Source organism: Vibrio sp. 10N.286.48.C11 (assembly GCF_041469805.1).
GTDB lineage: Bacteria > Pseudomonadota > Gammaproteobacteria > Enterobacterales > Vibrionaceae > Vibrio > Vibrio crassostreae_C.
The window spans coordinates 1-20,172 of sequence record NZ_JBFRLK010000002.1 but is presented as its reverse complement, the minus strand read 5'-3'; the positions used below and the strand labels follow the sequence as shown (position 1 = coordinate 20,172).

19 protein-coding genes are annotated in these 20,172 nt (G+C 45.6%); 13 read left to right on the top strand and 6 right to left on the bottom strand.

Annotation, left to right across the window (positions count from 1 at the left end; translation table 11 throughout):
• Positions 1–189 precede the first annotated feature (189 nt).
• From AB4209_RS00715 to AB4209_RS00685, 7 genes are all read left to right on the top strand, one after another.
• A complete protein-coding gene (locus AB4209_RS00715; protein WP_050711798.1) occupies positions 190–792 on the top strand; it encodes a 2OG-Fe(II) oxygenase in 603 nt (200 codons plus the stop codon).
• A 305-nt stretch (positions 793–1,097) separates the two neighbouring features.
• Positions 1,098–2,390 (top strand): extracellular solute-binding protein, encoded by a 1,293-nt coding sequence (locus AB4209_RS00710; RefSeq protein ID WP_372054455.1) that lies wholly within the window; start codon positions 1,098–1,100, stop codon positions 2,388–2,390.
• A 242-nt stretch (positions 2,391–2,632) separates the two neighbouring features.
• Positions 2,633–3,514, top strand: a complete 882-nt coding sequence (locus tag AB4209_RS00705; protein WP_372054453.1) for an ABC transporter permease subunit — start codon at positions 2,633–2,635, stop codon at positions 3,512–3,514.
• A 38-nt stretch (positions 3,515–3,552) separates the two neighbouring features.
• Positions 3,553–4,395: a sn-glycerol-3-phosphate ABC transporter permease UgpE gene (gene ugpE / locus AB4209_RS00700; protein WP_017071585.1), complete on the top strand. Its 843-nt coding sequence runs from the start codon at positions 3,553–3,555 to the stop codon at positions 4,393–4,395.
• Positions 4,385–5,695, top strand: a complete 1,311-nt coding sequence (ugpC, locus tag AB4209_RS00695) for a sn-glycerol-3-phosphate ABC transporter ATP-binding protein UgpC (protein ID WP_229648254.1) — start codon at positions 4,385–4,387, stop codon at positions 5,693–5,695. Before ugpE ends, ugpC begins: the two co-directional genes overlap by 11 nt.
• Before the next feature lie 56 nt (positions 5,696–5,751).
• Positions 5,752–6,471 (top strand): glycerophosphodiester phosphodiesterase family protein, encoded by a 720-nt coding sequence (locus tag AB4209_RS00690; RefSeq protein ID WP_372054451.1) that lies wholly within the window; start codon positions 5,752–5,754, stop codon positions 6,469–6,471.
• A 160-nt stretch (positions 6,472–6,631) separates the two neighbouring features.
• Positions 6,632–7,369, top strand: a complete 738-nt coding sequence (locus tag AB4209_RS00685) for a sulfite exporter TauE/SafE family protein (RefSeq protein WP_372054449.1) — start codon at positions 6,632–6,634, stop codon at positions 7,367–7,369.
• 104 nt (positions 7,370–7,473) lie between these two features.
• Here AB4209_RS00685 and AB4209_RS00680 read toward each other — a convergent pair whose 3' ends face one another.
• Both AB4209_RS00680 and AB4209_RS00675 read right to left on the bottom strand, forming a co-directional pair.
• On the bottom strand, positions 7,474–8,247 hold the full coding sequence (locus AB4209_RS00680; protein WP_372054447.1) for a murein L,D-transpeptidase family protein: 774 nt from the start codon (positions 8,245–8,247) through the stop codon (positions 7,474–7,476).
• 2 nt (positions 8,248–8,249) lie between these two features.
• Positions 8,250–8,732: a GNAT family N-acetyltransferase gene (locus tag AB4209_RS00675; RefSeq protein ID WP_017064907.1), complete on the bottom strand. Its 483-nt coding sequence runs from the start codon at positions 8,730–8,732 to the stop codon at positions 8,250–8,252.
• A 219-nt stretch (positions 8,733–8,951) separates the two neighbouring features.
• Here AB4209_RS00675 and AB4209_RS00670 point away from each other — a divergent pair, with 219 nt between their 5' ends.
• The 3 genes from AB4209_RS00670 to grxB all read left to right on the top strand — a co-directional run bounded on the left by AB4209_RS00670 (position 8,952) and on the right by grxB (position 11,235).
• On the top strand, positions 8,952–9,932 hold the full coding sequence (locus AB4209_RS00670; protein ID WP_372054445.1) for a Gfo/Idh/MocA family protein: 981 nt from the start codon (positions 8,952–8,954) through the stop codon (positions 9,930–9,932).
• Between the two features lie 164 nt (positions 9,933–10,096).
• Positions 10,097–10,255 (top strand): hypothetical protein, encoded by a 159-nt coding sequence (locus AB4209_RS00665; RefSeq protein WP_004733064.1) that lies wholly within the window; start codon positions 10,097–10,099, stop codon positions 10,253–10,255.
• Positions 10,256–10,602: 347 nt separating this feature from the next.
• Positions 10,603–11,235 carry a glutaredoxin 2 gene (gene grxB / locus AB4209_RS00660; protein WP_102331980.1) on the top strand — a complete coding sequence of 211 codons (633 nt, stop codon included), beginning with the start codon at positions 10,603–10,605 and terminating at the stop codon, positions 11,233–11,235.
• 140 nt (positions 11,236–11,375) lie between these two features.
• Here grxB and AB4209_RS00655 read toward each other — a convergent pair whose 3' ends face one another.
• Positions 11,376–12,209: a pyruvate, water dikinase regulatory protein gene (locus AB4209_RS00655; RefSeq protein WP_017060559.1), complete on the bottom strand. Its 834-nt coding sequence runs from the start codon at positions 12,207–12,209 to the stop codon at positions 11,376–11,378.
• A 178-nt stretch (positions 12,210–12,387) separates the two neighbouring features.
• On the opposite strand from AB4209_RS00655, the gene ppsA reads away from it, so the two are divergent.
• The gene (gene ppsA, locus AB4209_RS00650; RefSeq protein ID WP_050645846.1) at positions 12,388–14,760 is read left to right on the top strand and encodes a phosphoenolpyruvate synthase; all 2,373 of its coding nucleotides are present in this window, start codon (positions 12,388–12,390) and stop codon (positions 14,758–14,760) included.
• A gap of 103 nt (positions 14,761–14,863) precedes the next feature.
• Here ppsA and AB4209_RS00645 read toward each other — a convergent pair whose 3' ends face one another.
• Positions 14,864–15,655, bottom strand: a complete 792-nt coding sequence (locus AB4209_RS00645; RefSeq protein WP_017060557.1) for a hypothetical protein — start codon at positions 15,653–15,655, stop codon at positions 14,864–14,866.
• A 66-nt stretch (positions 15,656–15,721) separates the two neighbouring features.
• Positions 15,722–17,077 carry a serine hydrolase gene (locus AB4209_RS00640; protein WP_017060556.1) on the bottom strand — a complete coding sequence of 452 codons (1,356 nt, stop codon included), beginning with the start codon at positions 17,075–17,077 and terminating at the stop codon, positions 15,722–15,724.
• 92 nt (positions 17,078–17,169) lie between these two features.
• Here AB4209_RS00640 and AB4209_RS00635 point away from each other — a divergent pair, with 92 nt between their 5' ends.
• Entirely contained in the window at positions 17,170–18,144 is a 975-nt protein-coding gene (locus tag AB4209_RS00635) for an AraC family transcriptional regulator (RefSeq protein ID WP_017071579.1), read from the top strand.
• 262 nt (positions 18,145–18,406) lie between these two features.
• The gene (locus AB4209_RS00630; RefSeq protein ID WP_372054442.1) at positions 18,407–19,741 is read left to right on the top strand and encodes an MATE family efflux transporter; all 1,335 of its coding nucleotides are present in this window, start codon (positions 18,407–18,409) and stop codon (positions 19,739–19,741) included.
• A 108-nt stretch (positions 19,742–19,849) separates the two neighbouring features.
• On the opposite strand, the gene AB4209_RS00625 is transcribed toward AB4209_RS00630, so the two are convergent.
• On the bottom strand, positions 19,850–20,077 hold the full coding sequence (locus AB4209_RS00625; RefSeq protein ID WP_371973534.1) for a phosphonate metabolism protein: 228 nt from the start codon (positions 20,075–20,077) through the stop codon (positions 19,850–19,852).
• Positions 20,078–20,172: the final 95 nt, after the last annotated feature.

Sequence of the window (20,172 nt, the reverse complement as noted above, 5' to 3'; positions counted from 1 at the left end):
GATAATTCAACTGGTCAGACCTACACCATAGCAAACTCACATTTATTTGTAACAAATTTGTTAACTATAAAATCACATCAAAGTACCATGCTCTTCCGCTCTTTTATCGTGACGACAAAATACGTGATTTGTTGACCTAAGTTATTAGGACTATATATGCGCCTCTAATTTATTGTCTGAGTGCTATACATGAACCAACTAATCGATGCTCTTTCTACCCAAGGCTACTTTGTTTGGGATGACTTCTTAACTCATGAAGAAGTGGTGGCATTGAGGGATTGCATTCCAGAGAACTGGAAAAAGGCTAGGATTGGCCGTAACGATGAAGTAACGCGAGAGTCGACCATTCGTAGTGACAAGATTCAATGGGTGCGCCGCGATATGGGTCAGCCAGCATCTCTGTTCCTAGACAAAATGGAACAAATTCGTTTAGCGGCAAACCAAGCGTTCTTTTTGGGTCTGTTCGAGTACGAAGCGCACTTTGCTAAATACGAAAAAGGCGACTTCTACCAGAAGCACTTAGACTGTTTCAAGGGCAATGAAAACCGCCGCCTGACCACTGTGTTCTATATGAATGATGAGTGGACAGAAGAAGACGCTGGTGAACTTGTGGTTTACGACCTAAAAGACAACCACATCGCGACCATTCCACCAAAGTCAGGCCGCTTATTTGTGTTCTTATCTGAACAGTTCCCACACGAGGTACTGCCGACAAACACAGAGCGATTCAGTATTGCAGGTTGGTTCCGTATTAACGGCGTGAAAGACAACCAACTCGATATCGCACACTAGAACAAAGCCGATTATAACAAGCTCTAGCTTATTCAAAGCCTCTCCTTCGAGAGGCTTTTTTATGGAACAAATATTGAGCGAGTATTGAACAACATACCTCTTAAAAACCGCACGCAATAAATATTAAAACCATCAATAACTTTTCTCCTAAATGAAATCGAAATGAATCTTTCATATCAGTGAAACGGTTTAGCCACTTAAGTGAAATACGCCCTGTTCAAGATAGCTTCAAACGACACCCCTACCGTCTCGTTAACACTCTAATCCAATACCTCGACATCGATTTCATCCAAAAGGAAACGAAGATGAATAAGCTAATTTTGGCAGGCGTTCTTTCTGCGACAGCGGCAATGCCAGCGTTCGCAACGACTCAAGTCACTTGGTGGCACGCAATGGGCGGCCAGCTTGGAGAAACAGTAAACAAAATTGCGACTGACTTTAATGCGTCACAAGATGATTACGAGATCACGCCAATCTACAAAGGTTCATACACAGAGACCTTAACAGCCGGTATCGCGGCATACCGAGCAGGTGAAGCACCCAATATTCTGCAAGTCTTCGATGCAGGCGCAGCAACCATCATGAACGCGAAAGACGTCGCGAAACAGGTACAGGATATTCTGGTTGAGTCGGGTTACAACTTTAATTCAAACGACTACCTAGCGGGCGTTCGTAACTTCTATGCCGACAACCAAGGCAAGATGGTTGGTATGCCTTTCAACAGTTCGACACCGGTTCTTTACTACAACAAAGATCTTCTCGCGGAAGTGGGTGCAGACGCGCCTAAAACTTATGAAGAACTAGAAGTGGTCGCTAAGAAACTGAAGGCTGAAGGACACATCGCGTTTTCTCAATCTCTGACGCCGTGGATCATGTTCGAGAACTTTAAGTCTCGCCACAACCTGCCAGTCGCAGATCAAAACAACGGCTACGATGGCTTGTCCACTAAGATCATGTTCAACACCAAAGACATGATGATGCACGTTAGCAAGATGAAAGAGTGGTCAGATCTAGGTTACTACAAGTATTACGGCAGCGACTGGGATGCAAACCAAACCCCTTTCGAGCGCCAAGAAGTGGCGATGTGGATGGGTTCTTCAGGCTCATTCGGTGGCTTACGTAACCGCGTACCTTTCGAACTCGGCACCACATACCTTCCATACTGGAAATCGGTTAACCCAGACGCAGGCTTAACCTTCATTGGCGGCGCAGCTCTGTTTGCACTCAATGGCCATGACCAACAACAAGACAAAGGTGTCGCAGCGTTCTTTGATTACCTGACTAAGCCTGAAACTCAAGTCTACTGGCACAAAACCACTGGTTATGTACCTGTAACAACGGCTGCCTATGAGCTAGCGAAAGAGTCTGGCTACTACAACGAACAACCAGATGCAGAAGTGGGCGTTAAGCAGCTAAGCCTAAAATCGGGCGAATGGACTAAGGGCTACCGCTTAGGTTACTACCCTCAAATTCGTGAAGTGATGCATCGTGAGTTCGACAATATCTTCGCTGACCGCTCTAGCGTCGAGAATAGCCTAGATAAAGTCGAAGATGAGAGCAGCAAACTGCTGAAACGCTTCGCTCGTACGATGAACTAATTTAGCTTTTTAACCAAAGCAGATTACTGAGCTAAAGGCTTAATAAACCAAAGCCGTTCATTGCTCCTCACCATTTGTCACTGCGTCATTAAAAACGTAATGGCAAGGTGTGAGGAGATTCTTCACTAGCGCCATTTCTTGCTCCAAAAACTACAACTCAACTGGATGCATTCCTTTGCTATAGCGCTAGTGCTCACCGTAACTAACAGTGATAACAGTCACTAATTTTTGGGGATTACCCTGTGGAACGACGTCAGCAATTCTTTCACTCTCCGCTGCCTTACCTATTTTTGGCGCCTCAGATACTCATCATTGCGGTTTTCTTTATCTACCCAGCGGCAAAGGCAGTTTACCTGTCCTTCATGCTAGAAGACCCTTGGGGCACCTCTTCCATCTTCGTGTGGTTCGAAAACTATCAGATGCTATTCGAATCGAGCGAGTATCTGAACTCGATTGGCTTCACATTAATGTTCGCAATCGTGGTCTCTTTCTTATCGCTTGCCTTAGCGCTGCTGCTCGCGGTTAAAGCCGACAACATCATTCACGGACAAGGCGCTTACAAGGTCACTCTTACTTGGGTTTACGCGGTTGCTCCTGCGATTGCAGGCGTAATCGGTGCTTTCTTGTTTAACCCACACATTGGCGTGTTTACCGAGATATTTGCGGTTATAGGCTGGGACTTTAGCTTCCAAACCGACCCTTTAGATGCCACGTTTGCTCTGATTTTGGTTTCGGTTTGGAAACAGGTTTCGGTGAATTTCATCTACTTTCTGGCTGGGCTTCAATCGATCTCTTACGCCGTAAAAGAAGCAGCGATGCTGGATTGTATCAGTGACTCGAAACGTTTCTGGACCATCACTTTCCCACTACTCGCGCCAACTGGATTTTTCCTACTGGTCATCAACCTCACCTACTCGTTCTTTGAAACCTTTGGCGTAATCGACACCATGACCAATGGAGGCCCGGGGGGCGGCACAACGTCGTTGGTGTACAAGGTGTATCGAGATGGTTTTGTTGGCGCAGATTTAGGCGGCAGCTCTGCGCAGTCAGTTGTGTTGTTGCTACTGGCACTCACTCTTACATTTATCCAGTTTCGCGTTGTAGAAAAGCGTGTTCACTACTAGCCCACCACAGCTAGGTTTTAACGCGACAGGAGTTATTTATGAAAAGTAATAAGGTCTATGACCACCTAATTCTAATTGCTGGGATGCTGTTCATGTTGGTCCCTATCTGGCTAATCTTCGCCAGCTCGACGCATAACCCGAACACCATTGTCAGCGAAGGCCTGCAATGGGTACCAGGCGATAACTTTACGGCCATTTATAGCGAAGCTTGGAACAAAAGCATGGGCTTCAGTGGCGAAGTCACCGCCAGCAAAATGATCGCCAACTCGATGATCATGGGGCTAGGTTTTGCGATCGGTAAGATCATCATTTCGATGATGGCTGCGTATGCTTTGGTCTACTTCAGACTGCCTTATGCTACAGCTTGGTTCTGGTTAATCTTCGTGACGCTTTTGCTGCCATTAGAAGTGCGCATTATCCCTTCCTATGAGGTTGTCGCTGGGCTTGGGCTTCTTAATAGCTACACAGGTTTAATTCTGCCTTTGATCGCCTCAGCCACCGCGACGTTCTTTTTTAGGCAGTTCTTCAAAACCATCCCCGATGAATTGTTAGAAGCCGCTCAGCTAGATAACGCAGGTCCATTTCGATTCTTTGTCGACATCTTATTGCCACTGTCTAAAACCATGATTGCCGCAATCTTCATCATCATGTTTGTGGTGGGTTGGAACCAATATCTGTGGCCAATCATGATGACCACGGACGAAGGCTACAACACCATCGTGATGGGCATCAAACAAGTACTCAACAACATCAATGAAACCAGTTTACCGCGCTACGACTATGTTTTTGCCATGGTGATTTTAGCTATGTTGCCACCCGTTTTAGTGGTGGTTGTATTTCAACGTTGGTTTGTAAAAGGGCTAGTAGAAAGTGAAAAATAATAACGACAAAAATCAAATGAACGATAACCGCATTCAATCACTCGCTGAGTACAAGATGTCTCACCTGCATTCTCACCAAGCTATCCACAAAAATACAGAGGACACCCCGATGCCAAAGTTAAAACAAACGTTAGGGCACACCCAAGCCACTCACAACCATACGCACAAAGCACCTACCATGTTAGGCATCAAAAACTTGGTAAAGACTTATGAGAACGGTCATCGTGCAGTGAAAGATGTCTCGCTTGATATCGAAAAGGGTGAATTTCTTGTGTTGGTTGGCCCATCGGGTTGCGGCAAGTCTTCTATCCTACGTTCAATAGCGGGGCTGGAAAGTATCTCTGGCGGAGAGATTCACTTAAGTGGCCGCCGTGTTGATAACGAAAAGCCAGCTCAACGAGATATCGCAATGGTCTTTCAAAATTACGCACTCTACCCTCACATGACGGTATACAAAAACCTCGCTTATGGTTTAAAGAACCGAGGTGTCAGCCAACACGTAATTGAAGAAAAGATTGAGAAAGTCGCCAAGACACTAAAGATCGAAGAATACCTAGATCGCAAGCCAGCCAAGCTTTCGGGTGGTCAGCGCCAGCGCGTTGCTATGGGACGAGCGATTGTACGCGACCCTCAACTGTTCCTGTTTGACGAGCCTTTGTCTAACCTAGATGCCTCATTGCGCGCTCACATGAGGTTAGAAATCAAAAAGCTACAACGCGAGCTAGGCGTAACCAGTGTTTACGTGACTCATGACCAAGTCGAAGCCATGACACTGGCAGATAGAATCGTGGTTCTCAACAAAGGTCAGATAGAACAAGTCGGCACACCAAGAGAAGTCTACCACCAGCCTGCCAGTACCTTTGTGGCAAGCTTTATTGGCAGCCCCGCGATGAACTTCCTTACTGCCACGCTCGATGATGGCTATCTTGAAATCGGTGATCAACAAATGTACCTGCCAGAGTACGCGCACGTTAAGAACGCGACTATCACGCTTGGCATTCGCCCTGAACACTCTGAGGTTTGTTCCGAATTAAAAATGAACACCTTGCCTCTCGAACTGCGTATCAGTGTGGTTGAGCCATTGGGGCCGAATCAATTGGTTCATGGCCTTGTGAACGACCAACCCTTTATTGCAGTGACACCCGAAACGACGCTGTGCCAAGCCGTCCCTCTCGGGCTAAGCATTAATAAATCCAACCTGCATATTTTTGACAGTCGTGGGAAGCGTATTCAGCCGAATAACTTTACTTCACAAGAGTCACGCGAAGAGACGACAAGCATAACGACGGCTCTCGCTTAATCGAGTACACTGATATTTAATGCGTTTTTACGGTGCGTCTTTAAAAAGGATTAATTATGTCGTCTATCATCGTAGGTCATCGGGGTGTAGCAGGTACTCACCCAGAAAATACCAAAGCAAGCATTGAACAAGCCGCTAAACTTGGCTTGAAATGGATTGAAGTAGATATTCAGCCAACTCAGGATGATCAACTTGTGGTTTGTCACGACCACACCCTTGAGCGCTGCAGCGATGGCAAGGGTCGTGTCGACGAACACACCCTTGCAGAACTGCGTCAGCTCGATTTTGGCAGTTGGAAGTCTGAGCAGTTCGCTGGTGAAAGAATATTGACGTTGGAAGAGTTGCTCGCGCTTGCTGAACAGCATGATCTCAGCGTGAACTTAGAGATCAAAGTCGACAGGCGACATCAAGCGCCTCATGTCGTTGATTTGCTGCATACCGAGTTGATTCGTTCAAATCTAGACACCGACAGAGTGCTGCTTTCAAGTTTCAGCCATCAAGTCGTTTCTGAAATGGCTCGTCACCTGCCGAGATACCGCGTAGGTCTGATCACAGAGCAACTGACTCAAGCCGACTTGATGTTGATTGACGAGGTTAAAGCGTTCAGCTGTCACATGAACTACGAGCATGTGAATCAGAGCGATCTTGATACACTCAGTGAAGCAAACATCCAAACATGGTGCTACACAGTAAACGATCCGTCTCACTTCAAATTCATCTCAAAAGTAGATGCCGTATTCACTGATTTTCCGAATCAATTTACCTCTATAAATTGACCAAACAAATACCGCAAAAACAACCCCGAGAGACTTTAAAATTAACTCTCGGGAAACCTTAAAATTAGGTAGCAAACACAAGTGAGTAGGAGTACATTCCGCTACTCACTTGGTTTCATTAGCTCGCTCTATACAGACAGCTTCATTGGTTACTTAATTTATGGATCTCATTTTTAGTCCAACCTTCCCAATTTTGGGTGCAATCTTCATTTTCGCCGCTATTGTTCGTGGCTTCTCAGGTTTCGGTTTCACCTTAGTGGCATTGCCATTAAGTGCGTTATTCGTGCCTGTTATCGAACTGGTTCCTGTCTTCATGTTGATCGATCTCCTAGGCAATGTTCAATTACTGCCTAAAGTTCGAAAACACGTTAACTGGCGCTGGGTTTTAAAGGTATTTATCCCTTGTTTTGCCTTCACACCAGTCGGCTTACTTCTGCTTAAATCCGTTAGCCAAGACACGATCATCTTGATCATCAGTGCCTTCATTTTTGCGTCTGCACTTATGATCTACAAAGGTTTCCAGTACAAAAGCGAACCTAGATTTACTCCCTATATTCTAGGAAGCCTTGCGGGTGTAATGAACGGCGCGGCTTCGATGTCAGGGCCTCCAATTGGCACTCATGCATTAGCAAGCCCAGTCGGTCCGCACATTGCCAGAGCAGGCCTGATAGCCTTCTTTGTATTGGCTGATTCCACTGCGTTTGTTTCGGCATCTATCGCTGGGTTAGTCGACCGCGATGTAGTTTGGCTGACTCTCGCGCTTCTACCAAGCAGCATGTTTGGCGGTTATGTGGGTTCTAAACTGTTCGAAAGATTTGGTGGAGCGAAGTTTAAGCCAGTCACCATTGCATTGCGGATTGTGATTGCAATATTCAGTGCAGGTCGAGTCTTACTGTAACGGCTTTAGCGTTTAATTTTGGACGTTGCTTTTACGAATTGGTTTCGCGAATTGATTGCGCTAATTGACTGCGGAAAGTGATTAAGAAAACTGGGTACCAATGACTACCATTCGATATGGATAGGGGTACCCATTTTTACAAGTTGGAGAAACTCATCCATATCTTGATTGGTTAACGCGATACAGCCATCCGTCCAATCAAAACTTTGAATAAAGCTCGGCGAACGACGCTCGCCGTTTTTGATGCCATGGATTTTGATGTTTCCTCCAGGATCTACATCATTTTGCTCTGCCCATTGCATATCCGAAGGTTGCGGATAGTTAATATGTACTGAGCGATAAAAGTCCGACTCTTCCATCACATAATCGAGCTGGTATTCCCCTTCCGGCGTTCGGTTGTCCCCTTCAAAGCGTTTATGCCCTTTCGGTTGTTTGCCTAGCGCAATACGAAACTCCTGAATCACCTCTTCACCTTTTAGCAGATACATCCTACGTTTCGATTTATCGACTTTAATTAACGTAACCACTTGCGACAGCGAATCTATCTCAGATGCGCTATCCGGTACGTTGTAAAACTGTCGAGAGGAACTTTGAGGTGGACGTTTCGATGACCCTTGAGAAAACTGAGCTACCTTTTCATCAGGGCTACTGTTAAGAACATCATCCACAATAATCACATGCTCGGAGTTTGAGCTCGTGGAAGAGGTTGAGTTAGATGAAGACGTTGAGACACGTTGAGAATGAGCCGGTGCAGACTCGAATACGATGGTTTCGATAGCGGTCGCGTCAGAGACTATTTTCTCGACCACGACTTGCTCAGCATTCGCGTTCGAAGCCACAAACAGTAAACACAGTGATAAAGGCAGAAACAGACGCACCTTTAGATCTCCTCAAAACGCATGGACATGGTTCGTGACTGAGTTTCCATTCCTAACGACTCATAGAAACCCTGAGCTTGTTGGTTAAACTCCATTACCTCCAACCTAAGTTCTATCGCTCCTCTCGCCTGCGCCCATTGATTAAAAGACTTCATTAACGCTCGACCAGCACCTTTGCTCTGAACCTGATCGTTCACCACAATCGTATTGACCCTTGCCACCTTGTGCGGCTGAATAAAACTGACGCCTTTGTTCTGCGTTACCTTACCCGCTAAAAAGCCAACGACTTGCTTGTCGTCTACTGCAACCAAGAAAGCGCCAAGTGGGTCAAGCATCAAACCTAACCAATACTCTTCACTGTCGGCCAAGCCTTGTGACGCTGGTGCAAATACCATAGGCGCACCAAGATGATGTTGACGGTTTATCTGCTCAGAGAGCGCTAAGATCGCGTTAATATCAGTTACCTTGGCCGTCCGGATTTGCATATCATCACCTTGTTTGAATTCAATAACACCTTAGCAAAAATGGCTTAGTTGTGCACCGTTACACTGGTCAACTCAGACGCTCTGTGAAGGCTGAACATTAATATTAGGCACTATGTTTAGGGAAATTGTTCCGTAAATCTCAGGCACATTGCCAGCCGTTGAGTGCTACTATCTCTGCAGAATCAATATACTAACGACGACTAACGACTGGATACCTATATGATTAAGTTTGCTGTAATTGGAACCAATTGGATTACACAAAAGTTTGTTCAAGCTGCGCACGAATCTCAATCGATGCAACTTGCTGCGGTTTACTCTCGAAATCTAGACAGCGCGGCACAGTTCGCCCAAGAATTTGACGTTGAAACCACGTATGACTCACTCGACGCATTGGCCAATGACAACACTGTAGAAGCCGTGTACATCGCTTCCCCTAACTCACTGCATTGCGAGCAATCTATCTTCATGATGGAACACGGCAAGCATGTTATCTGTGAAAAGCCGGTTGCATCAAATATTGATGAAGCAACACGCATGTTCGAAGTCGCTGAGAAAAACGGTGTGGTGCTGTTTGAGGCGTATAAATCTCAATTCCTACCGAACTTTAAGCAAATTCAACTTGGGTTAGAAAAGATTGGCAAGGTACATAAAGCACACATCAACTACTGCCAGTATTCATCGCGCTACCAAAAATACCTAAACGGCGAGAACCCAAATACCTTCAACCCAGCTTTTTCTAACGGCTCATTGGTCGATATTGGCTTTTACTGTGTTGCCGCGACAGTCGCGCTATTTGGCAAACCTGAAAACGCACAGGCTTCTGCAAAGCTACTTGATTCAGGTGTCGATGCTCATGGCTGTGCGATCTTCCAATACCCTGAGTTTGATGTGACCCTTGCGCACTCCAAAGTCAGCGACTCTTATGCGCCAAGCGAGATCCAAGGTGAATTAGGGGCGATCATCATCGATCACATCGCTGAATGTACTGACGTTAAGATCCGCTACCGCGATGGCACGGTAGAAAACCTTACTCAAGCACAAAGCGAAAACTCCATGAGTTACGAAGCGCAGGCCTTTGCTAGCTGCATTGCTGGCGACAACGCAACACAAGCGCAGGCCCAACTGCGCGCTTTAACGGTTGCGAAGTTAATTACAGAGATGCGCCAACAAGTTGGTGTAGTGTATCCAGCGGATAAATAACGTCACAGCGTAAGTTAACAAACTGATTTTTAATACATAATTATTTATACATAACTGAATTTAATCTTTACGACAAATAACCGGATTAGTTGATTGAGGTCCCATCTGTTTAAATCCGCGTTCGATATCTATCGTATTTATTTAATTTATTGAAGGTGTGTAAAGTGTTTTCAGTTGATGATCGCGTTGTAGCAACAAAAGGTGTTGAACTAGGTGAAATGGTAGTAACTGGCCTAAGTGCTGGTGGCGGCTACGTTCACGTTACAACGGTAGAAGGCGCAATGACGCTTACTTACCCAGCGCAAGATCTTAAAAAAGCATAGTTTAACCACTCTGCCCTTTTAGTAGTCACTCTACTAAAGGTAACAAAATTGAGGCTTTGGCTGACTTCACTCTTCTGCATTAGAGTAAGCAGCCAGAGCCTTTTTTATGCCTGTAATTTACCCACTAGCTTTCTCATTCGCTTACTCGTTACAATAAAACCGCACTCAACTGACAATAGAATTAGGCAACGAGTTTCTACACTAAGTGCTTATTCCCATCGTTCTCTTGATATCCCCGAGCACTTAATCGCAGTGAATAGTTCTTGTTAACAAAGGCTTATTGTCTGCGAAAGTTTCTGGTACATTAGCATCATCTTATACTAAGAAAGACCCGAATGAGGGAAGCTATGAAGCTTTACATTTACGACCACTGCCCTTTCTGTGCAAGAGTCTCCTACATTGCTCAATCGCTAGGCTTGAACATTGAGCTTGTTTCTGTCGATTATGATGATGCCCAAACCCTTATCGATCTGATCGGTAAAAAGATGGTGCCCGTCTTACAAAAAGACGATGGCTCTATCATGGCAGAGAGCCTAGATATCATCGCGTACTTCATGGACTTGAAATCAAGCGATGAGCAGCGTGTGCCATCTGAGCAAGTGACTGTGTTCCAAACTCGCGCATTCCCTCTTACTCAACAGATTGGACGCCCACGTTGGTGGAACCTCGACTTGGCTGAATATCGCTCTTCTGGAGCCAAAGAAGCTTGGCGTGCCAGTAAAGAGACCGAAGGTTTTAACTTTGAAGAACTGTTAGAAAAGACGCCTCAGTTCGTTCAACTGATTAACCCATTACTGAAAGATGCCGAACTCTTACTGGATCTAGAGAATGGTGAGTCATCACTGCCTCTAATCGATCAAGCGGTGTATTTCTCGATGCTTCGTGGCTTTTGCGTAGAACCAAGCATCAGTTGGCCACCAGCACTTGAACGCTGGTTAGAAAAGAAAAGCGAAACGCTAAAGCTGTCTTTACTTCGCTAGAAAGCTATCTCGATTAAGAAAACAAGCTCTGACTCGCAAGCGACTACAACGAGCACAAACAAAAAATCGAAGCTCTCAGGTGTAAACTGCGAGCTTCGATTTTCTTTTATCTGGCCATTCTATTTCTCTAAGGCTTTGTCTTACAGCAGACGCCTTCTCAAACCTGTTCGCTCCAAGATTCGTGTCGAAATTTCTTCAACCGATAGTGAAGAGGTGTTGATGTAAGGTATTGCTTCTCGACGGAACATCGCCTCTACCGTTTGCAATTCATACAAACATTGTGAGTCACTGGCGTATTCGCTGCCTGCTAAGCGGTTCTCACGAATTTCAGTGAGCCTTTCTGCATCAATGGTCAAACCAAACAGCTTATGTCGGTAGATCTCAAACTCTGGCAACAGCTTTAAGCGTGCCAAGTCATCGTGGATAAATGGGTAGTTTGCTACGCGTAAGCCAAACTGCATCGCCATATACAAACTTGTTGGTGTTTTGCCACTTCGAGAAACACCCAACAAGATGATGTCGGCTTCTTCCAGCCCTTTTAGCGTGATGCCATCATCATGCGCGAGCGTGTACTCAATCGCAGCAATACGGTCGAAATACTTCACCGAGTCCTTGTTTACACTGCGTGAGCGCTGCAACTTAGGAACAGGCGCCATCTGAATGTCATCCTGTACTTTCTGCACGATGCTCTCTAACACGTCATAACAGTGCGCGGGCGCTTCTAGCAATTTGGTTTTGATATCAGGTATCACAATCGAAAAGAACACTAGCGGTTCTAATCCGGTATCACGATACGAAATTTCAATCTCTTTTAATAAATCAGAAAGTTTGTCCTCACTTTCCACAAACGGAAAGGTTTTTTCATTGGCTTTAAAAGGGAATTGACCTAGAACAACATGCCCTAAAGTCTCACATGTTATGGCCGTTCCATCAGAAACATAGAATACATCACGACTTTGGATATCAATTTGCATTTTTTATTTAATGTTTAAAATTATTTTGAGTAGGATGGGAACCATAATATATATAACGAAACCCTGCTGACTATTACGTCCCCCACAGCTTTAAAAAATAATTTACATTTTTTTAAACTGATACGTAATCGTTTGCCTTTAAATCCCTACAATGCTTGCTATGTTTCTGGAGAAATAAATGCAAAATAATACCCTATGGTTCAATGGCCTATCCATGGAAGATGTCGACAAAGTCGGCGGTAAGAACGCCTCACTGGGCGAGATGGTTTCTAACCTGTCCAATGCTGGTGTTTCTGTACCTAATGGTTTTGCTACCACCTCTTATGCGTTTAACGACTTTCTTGACTACAAAGGTCTTGATGAGCGCATCCACCAACTACTTGATGAACTTGATGTTGAAGACGTTGACGCACTGCGTAAGACAGGTGCAACGATTCGACAATGGGTTCTAGACGCACCCTTCCCAGAATCACTAGAGCAAGACATCCGTGATAACTACCGCGAGCTAATCGAAGACAACGAAGAATTGTCTGTAGCTGTGCGTTCATCTGCAACCGCAGAAGACCTTCCAGATGCTTCATTCGCAGGCCAGCAAGAAACCTTCCTTAACGTGAAAGGCATCGACGCGGTACTCGAAGCAACCAAGCACGTTTACGCGTCACTGTTTAACGACCGCGCTATCTCTTACCGTGTACACCAAGGCTTTGACCACCGTGGCATTTCATTGTCTGCGGGTATACAGCGCATGGTTCGCTCAGACAAAGCCTCTTCAGGTGTGATGTTCACGCTTGATACTGAGTCTGGCTTCGACCAAGTGGTATTCATCACCTCTTCTTGGGGCTTGGGTGAAATGGTTGTACAGGGCGCAGTGAACCCAGACGAGTTCTACGTTCACAAGCCAATGTTAGAAGCGGGTCACTACCCAATCGTTAAAAAGACGTTTGGTTCTAAGTTGATCAAGATGATCTACTCGACCAATCAAGAAATCGGCAAGCAAGTCGATATCATCGACACCGACACTCAAGAGCGTAACGAGTTCTCACTCAACGATGAAGAGATCAAAGAGCTAGCAAAACAAGCGATGATCATCGAGAAGCACTACCAACGTCCAATGGACATTGAGTGGGCGAAAGATGGCATCGACGGCAAGCTTTACATCGTTCAGGCTCGCCCAGAAACCGTATGTTCTCAAAGCGATCAAAACGTTATCGAGCGTTACGAGCTAAACAATAAGGCGGATGTCTTGGTTGAAGGCCGCGCTATCGGTCAGCGTATCGGCTCTGGCCCTGTTCGCTTAGTTGATTCTCTAGACCAAATGTCACTGGTTCAAGAAGGCGACGTGCTGGTAACTGACATGACAGACCCAGACTGGGAACCTGTGATGAAGAAAGCGTCTGCGATTGTGACTAACCGTGGTGGCCGTACTTGTCACGCTGCGATCATTGCTCGCGAGCTTGGTATCCCAGCGATTGTTGGTTGTGGTACAGCAACAAGCAGCCTAAACGATGGCGATACCGTGACAGTGTCATGTTCAGAAGGCGAAACAGGCTACGTTTACAACGGCGAACTCGATTTTGAAATCAAACGTTCTGAGGTTGATGAGCTACCAATGCTACCAACCAAAGTAATGATGAACGTGGGTAACCCAGATCGTGCCTTCGACTTTGCACAAATCCCGAACGAAGGTGTTGGCCTTGCTCGTCTAGAATTCATCATCAACAAGATGATCGGTATTCACCCTAAAGCGCTGCTTAACTTCGATGCACAAACGGATGAGCTAAAAGCGGAAATCAACGAACGTATTCGTGGCTACAAAGATCCTATCGATTTCTACGTAAGCAAATTAACAGAGGGCATCGCGACCATCGCTTCTGCATTCTGGCCTAAGCGTGTGATCGTACGTATGTCTGACTTTAAGTCGAATGAGTACAGCAACCTTGTAGGCGGCAAAACATTTGAACCACATGAAGAGAACCCAATGCTGGGCTTCCGTGGTGCATCTCGTTACATCTCACCAGTATTCGAAGACTGTTTCGAGCTAGAAACTCAAGCGATCAAACGTGTTCGTAACGAGATGGGTCTTAAGAACGTTGAAATCATGATTCCATTCGTTCGCACGCCAAGCGAAGCAGCATCGGTTATCGACATTCTGGCTAAGTTCGACCTACGCCGTGGCGACCAAGGTCTGAAAGTCATCATGATGTGTGAGCTACCATCGAACGCAATTTTGGCTGATGAGTTCTTGAAGTACTTCGATGGCTTCTCTATCGGTTCAAACGACATGACACAGCTGACGCTTGGCCTAGACCGAGATTCAGGCGATGTGGCACACCTCTTCGATGAGCGTAACCCAGCCGTGAAAGCAATGCTGAAAATGGCGATCGATGCGGCAACCAAAGCGGGTAAATACGTGGGTATTTGTGGCCAAGGCCCATCTGACCATGACGACCTAGCAGAGTGGTTAATGGAGCAAGGCATCAGCTCTGTTTCACTAAACCCGGATACGGTTATCGATACGTGGTTGAAGCTAGGTAACGTTGCTAATAAATAAGTAAATAAGTAAATAAGTAACGCTTCACGCGGTACCTTAACGACAAAAGCCAGTCACGTTGACTGGCTTTTTTAGGTTCTTTCCAAATTAGCTGGCTAGAGCGCTAGAAGTAGTATCTCACACCAACCCAAGCTTCGGTTTGCCAACCATTCGGCATTGGCACACCTTTCACATCAACATCCGCTTTGGTAATGTCATAGCGCGTATTCAACCACCAAGTTCTTGCAGTGTTCATCGGCACATTTAACGATGTTTTAAATGAGAAGTTTTGCATGTCGATATCATCACCAGAAAGATCTTGCCACTCAGGAACCAAAGACACATAAGCGCCAGAGTCACCGAGATGCTTCGCGGTAATCAAACCAAGCGAGTATCCCGTTAAATCATCTTTAGATGAAGTGACGCCAGGGATCTCCATACTACCAGTCATCAGTCCTGCTCTTGGAAATACCAGGAATCCACCGGTATAAGCTGGATTAATCGCAACAACACCGCCAACCGACAATAAGTCATTTTTAATACTGTTGCGCGTATTAATATAATCTAATGAAAGACCCACTTTAGGCGTAGCTTTCGTCCCTGTTTCAAAGACGTGGAAGTACTGAATTCTAGAGTTGCTGTACTCTGTACCGAATTTGTCTGGATCGCGAAGCGCTGTGTTGCTTTCATCGACAAACGTCCCTTCGGCCAGTAGGGCAAACTGCTGACCGTTTTCTAAACCGCCAGAAACTTGCCCTTGAAATTGGATATCTGAACTACCATTCAGCATCAATGCAGCTTGAGTATAAACTTTAGTGACATCAGCAGGATCGATAACACGTTCGGAATCTGAATCGGCATGTGCAGGAAGGGCTAGACCTAAACTCAACGGGATTAATAGAGCAAACTTTTTCATTATATCTCTCGAAAGTCGTTTGCTTCCTCCTTGAAGCCTGGAACATCCTGTTAGGTAATAAATAGATTACTTGTCAGCAAGTAGTTTTGCTGCCGAACGCATTAGTGCAGGGCCTTTATTCTCACCAAAACCTGAGTGGTATGGGTTGGTTGAGAACATCACACCCACAAAGTCACGTGCAGGATCGATGTAAATAAATTGGCCTAGGTTGCCACTTTTCGACATTGCACCGTCATTGAAAATGAAATCAAATTGGTATGCGTTGTAGTCTGCTTTTTCGTTGTATGCGTGCAGTGAACTGCTCTCTTTGCTAGTACCTACGAATGCTTTTGGATCACCGCCGTTGCGGATACGATCAATCACAGCTTGTGACACCACTGGCTCATCAGCCACCGCTTTCCAGCTAGGTGTAAATAGTGTTCCCCAGCGAGCCATGTCTTCTACCGTTGATGAAACCAAGCCAACCGCGATCGCCATGCCATCTGGCGTCAAGTTGAATTGCATTGGTTGACGTGCGTGCACTTTTGACCAAACACGATCTTCGAATACTTGAGTCCAAGTTTTGTTCTCAACGTTTTCAACTAACTTAGTCAGCACCATTGTGTTGATAGATGCGTAACGGAAATGGTCACCGGCTTTTTCACCTTCCAGTTTCTGTGCACCTTGAGCCACTTCCATCCAAGTTTCCATTTCACCCGTTTTTGCACGAGGTGAGTTAAACGATGCCGCAAAGAAACGCACCACATCAGAGTCTGGGTTCAAGATAGACTCTAATGTCTCTTCATTGTCTAGCGCGGTCGACATGTTCAGAACTTGGTGTACTGTGATGCCATCCCAGTTCGTTCCTTTCAATTCAGAAACATACTCAGCGATCTCTTTTTCAGGGTCGACTTTGCCCTCTTCCACTAACATTGCGATCACTGTGCCAACCGTCGTTTTTGCTGTAGATGCCCAAACGTGCGTATCTGTCGGCTTCATACCTGGGTAAGCTTCGTAAACGATCTCCCCTTTGTGAATCAACATAAAGCCTTGGGTACGGAACTGTTCATCCGCCAAGTACTCATCCATTGTCAACTGACCTTTGCTTTCAGTATCAACTTTCAGTGCAGCGAGTCGTGGGTCGATATTTTTGACTAAAGGCTTGTACTCTTCGTTTGGAGCCGCCAGTGCCGTTGGTAGAAACTCACTCATGTGCATGTTGTAGTAAACGCTGTGGTCGCCGCCCATCTGCCAATGAAAGTTATTGAATAACTCACGAGCTGAGTCAGTAAAACTTGGGGTAAATGCTGTGCTCGCCTCTTTCACGGTCAAGGTAACTTGAGCACCTTCAACTTTCAGAGCTTCTTCAACTGGGTTTGCTGCAAGAGCAAATGATGATGGGGTCGCTAACGATACTAGAACGGCAATGTGTTTAAGTTTCATAATTGTTCTCCTGTTTGGGTTAGGAAAAGTATAGGGAGATGCGCTACACTTAATTAGGTCACTTGATGACATTTAATGGTAGGCACAAAACAATGAAAGCATCATCGAACACCACCAGCATACTGCTCACTTCGACCAGTAACATTGCTCCATATATTCAGTATTGTGACAAACATAGACTGGATTGGCGCACCGTCGCCGTTGCGTGCGGTCTACCCATTGAACTGACACAATCCAATCAATGGCTTCCTACACAAGACGTGATTCGCTTCATTCATGGCCTTGAGCGTAAGTTTGGCTATTCGATAGGGATTGAGGTTGGACGTAAGGCCTCTCTAGAGCAATTGTCACCTGAGCTAGACCGAAAAATTGAACAATGCACTTCTCTCGAGCAAGCGGTACGCTGCTTGATTACTGAAATATCGACCTTAAGTAATCACGTCACCATATGGACGGAAAAAAGCGATGGATTGTGGTGGCTGTGTCATCGAAGTTGCTATCACCCATCGACCTCAGGTTTTGAACAAGCAGAATGGTTTCGCGCCCTGACCGTGATTAGCCTATGCCGTAAGTTCATTGACAGTCGCTGGCAACCATCACACGCCAAGTTGGTCTCTAAGAACAACAGCGCACGTAAATTACCTAAGCATTTCTTTGATTCTGATATTCAGTTTGAAGAGCAATACGGTGCGTTCTCGATTCCGCTGCCCGATGATTATCGTGCCATTTCAGAACGAAATAGTACCCAAGATTGGCATCACGCTGTCGAGATATTAATAGACACCTATGCGACTCTACCTTGGTTCAATATTGAGTGGTTTGCGACCATGCTCGGCATGACAAAACGAACGCTGCAGAGAAACCTGAAGAGCAAAAACATTCTCTTTAAACAAGCCAAAGAACAAGTTCGGGAAGCTAAAGCAAAACAGCTACTTGAAGAGACCAACCTTTCTGTTCAAGACATCAGTTGGCAAGTGGGTTACAGCGACTTGAGTAATTTCAATCGTGCATTCAAAGGTTGGGTTGGAGTCACGCCACCAAGTTATCGGGATAAAGCGAAACATTAGAAATAGTCGAATGGAAAACCTTTAGACCCAATCCGCTAATATAAAACTCAGAAACAAGATACGACACCTTAAATTTCAATAAGCGAACGCATAAAGTTGCATTGCACAATGCTCACATACCGATGAAACTGTGCAAAGGTAATATCGATAGATTTAATGACATTTATTGGTATCGAGCTAACGTTACGTTATCCTTTACGCAATTCTTCATTGAGTGGATTGTCACTACGACAAACCTACCTTCAAGACTGATAAGAGTGTTATGAATTCTACGACCGCAACTCCCTCGCCTTCTCTTGGCCGACAACTCTATACAATGACATGGCCAATGCTGTTTGGGGTGCTCTCCCTGATGAGCTTCCAACTTGTAGACAGTGCTTTTATTGGCCAGTTAGGCGTACTGCCGCTCGCGGTTCAAGGCTTCACGCTACCAATTCAGATGATCATTATCGGGATTCAAGTCGGACTAGGCATCGCGACAACGGCTGTGATCGCGAGAGCTATTGGGGCTAACGAGATACGCTATGCCAAACAGCTCGGCGGATTAGTCGTTGTGATGGGCAGTGTGAGTGTCGCGCTGTTCTCGGTCATCATCTATCTGTTGCGTGGTCCTATTTTACAACTCCTCGATGCACCACCGACGGTACTACCGATCATTGATTATTACTGGATCTATTGGCTGGTAAGCTCTTGGACAGGCGCACTGCTCTACTTTTTCTACAGTGTGTGTCGTGCCAATGGTAATACCATGCTGCCCGGTTCGATGATGATCGCGACCAGCATCATCAACTTGATATTGGACCCGATTTTCATATTCACGCTCGACATGGGCATCAACGGAGCCGCGATTGCGACCATCTTGGCGTTCGGTGCGGGTATCTTTATCGTTGCTCCTAAGGTAACTAAGAAGCATTGGATGACATTCGACTGGCACGATCTTGATATCGGCAAGAGTATTCGTTCTATAGGAAACATCATGGGGCCTGCGATGATCAGTCAGCTACTGCCACCAGTCTCTTCGATGCTCGCCACCAAACTGCTTGCAGGCTACGGCACAGCAGCCGTTGCAGCTTGGGCGCTAGGTTCACGTTTTGAGTTCTTTTCGATTGTTGCAGTGCTTGCTCTGACTATGTCGATGCCACCTATGATTGGCCGAATGTTGGGAGAAAAGAACCTAGGGAACATACGTAGTCTTGTGAAGATTGCCGTGATATTTGTATTAGGGTTCCAATTGGTGATCGCACTGGTAACTTGGATGTTCTCTGGCGGGTTGGCAAATCTCATGACCAGCGAAGACGAAGTCTCGACCATTTTGAACTACCACTTACTTATCGTTCCTATCAGTTTAGGGCCGTTGGGTATCTGTATGCTGATGGTTTCTATCTCGAATGCGCTTGGTAAGTCTTATACTGCCTTAACGATATCAGCACTGCGCCTGTTCGCCTTCTTCTTGCCTTGCTTGTGGATTGGTTCGCAGCTTGCTGGTATTGAAGGCCTGTTCTGGGGTGCCATGGTGGGTAATGTGCTTGCCGGTACATGTGCTTGGTTTATGTACCAACGCGCACTTGGGCAAGTCGAGGCTAAGCTTTCTAATTAATCAGTTAGCGAACTAAACGGCTTGCCAGCTAAACCGCTATAAAGTTATTAAACGAAAAAGCAGCCACTTAGGCTGCTTTTTTAGTTTCAGACTTAAAATATATTGGGGTTAGACTTGCTCAAAGTAAGCCAAAAACTCACCGCAATCTTTTTGGAATGGTGGCAATATTTCTGCTAGTGTTTCATCATCCCAATGCCACCATTCAAAGCTTTCTAATCGCTCGGCATAGCTAGGAGCATCAAACCGAGGACGCAGTTGCCAAACGCAATCGAGTATGGCGGTACGCCTTAAGCAGCGGTTGCCAACGAAAACAATCAACATAAATGAGTTAATCATTCCATTGTATCAAAGTACTTCACCAGCCTAAAACTGCAGTACTTCAGTTTCATTCGGGACCATTTTAAAAGGAAGTTATACCAATTAAAGTAAAA

Excerpts from the sequence above, each read along its gene's own strand:
- AB4209_RS00715 (WP_050711798.1), top strand. The coding sequence starts at position 190 with ATGAACCAACTAATCGATGCTCTTTCTACCCAAGGCTACTTTGTTTGG.
- AB4209_RS00710 (WP_372054455.1), top strand. The coding sequence starts at position 1,098 with ATGAATAAGCTAATTTTGGCAGGCGTTCTTTCTGCGACAGCGGCAATG.
- ugpE (WP_017071585.1), top strand. The coding sequence starts at position 3,553 with ATGAAAAGTAATAAGGTCTATGACCACCTAATTCTAATTGCTGGGATG.
- AB4209_RS00690 (WP_372054451.1), top strand. The coding sequence starts at position 5,752 with ATGTCGTCTATCATCGTAGGTCATCGGGGTGTAGCAGGTACTCACCCA.
- AB4209_RS00685 (WP_372054449.1), top strand. The coding sequence starts at position 6,632 with ATGGATCTCATTTTTAGTCCAACCTTCCCAATTTTGGGTGCAATCTTC.
- AB4209_RS00675 (WP_017064907.1), bottom strand. The coding sequence starts at position 8,732 with ATGCAAATCCGGACGGCCAAGGTAACTGATATTAACGCGATCTTAGCG.
- AB4209_RS00670 (WP_372054445.1), top strand. The coding sequence starts at position 8,952 with ATGATTAAGTTTGCTGTAATTGGAACCAATTGGATTACACAAAAGTTT.
- grxB (WP_102331980.1), top strand. The coding sequence starts at position 10,603 with ATGAAGCTTTACATTTACGACCACTGCCCTTTCTGTGCAAGAGTCTCC.
- AB4209_RS00655 (WP_017060559.1), bottom strand. The coding sequence starts at position 12,209 with ATGCAAATTGATATCCAAAGTCGTGATGTATTCTATGTTTCTGATGGA.
- ppsA (WP_050645846.1), top strand. The coding sequence starts at position 12,388 with ATGCAAAATAATACCCTATGGTTCAATGGCCTATCCATGGAAGATGTC.
- AB4209_RS00645 (WP_017060557.1), bottom strand. The coding sequence starts at position 15,655 with ATGAAAAAGTTTGCTCTATTAATCCCGTTGAGTTTAGGTCTAGCCCTT.
- AB4209_RS00640 (WP_017060556.1), bottom strand. The coding sequence starts at position 17,077 with ATGAAACTTAAACACATTGCCGTTCTAGTATCGTTAGCGACCCCATCA.
- AB4209_RS00635 (WP_017071579.1), top strand. The coding sequence starts at position 17,170 with ATGAAAGCATCATCGAACACCACCAGCATACTGCTCACTTCGACCAGT.
- AB4209_RS00630 (WP_372054442.1), top strand. The coding sequence starts at position 18,407 with ATGAATTCTACGACCGCAACTCCCTCGCCTTCTCTTGGCCGACAACTC.
- AB4209_RS00625 (WP_371973534.1), bottom strand. The coding sequence starts at position 20,077 with ATGATTAACTCATTTATGTTGATTGTTTTCGTTGGCAACCGCTGCTTA.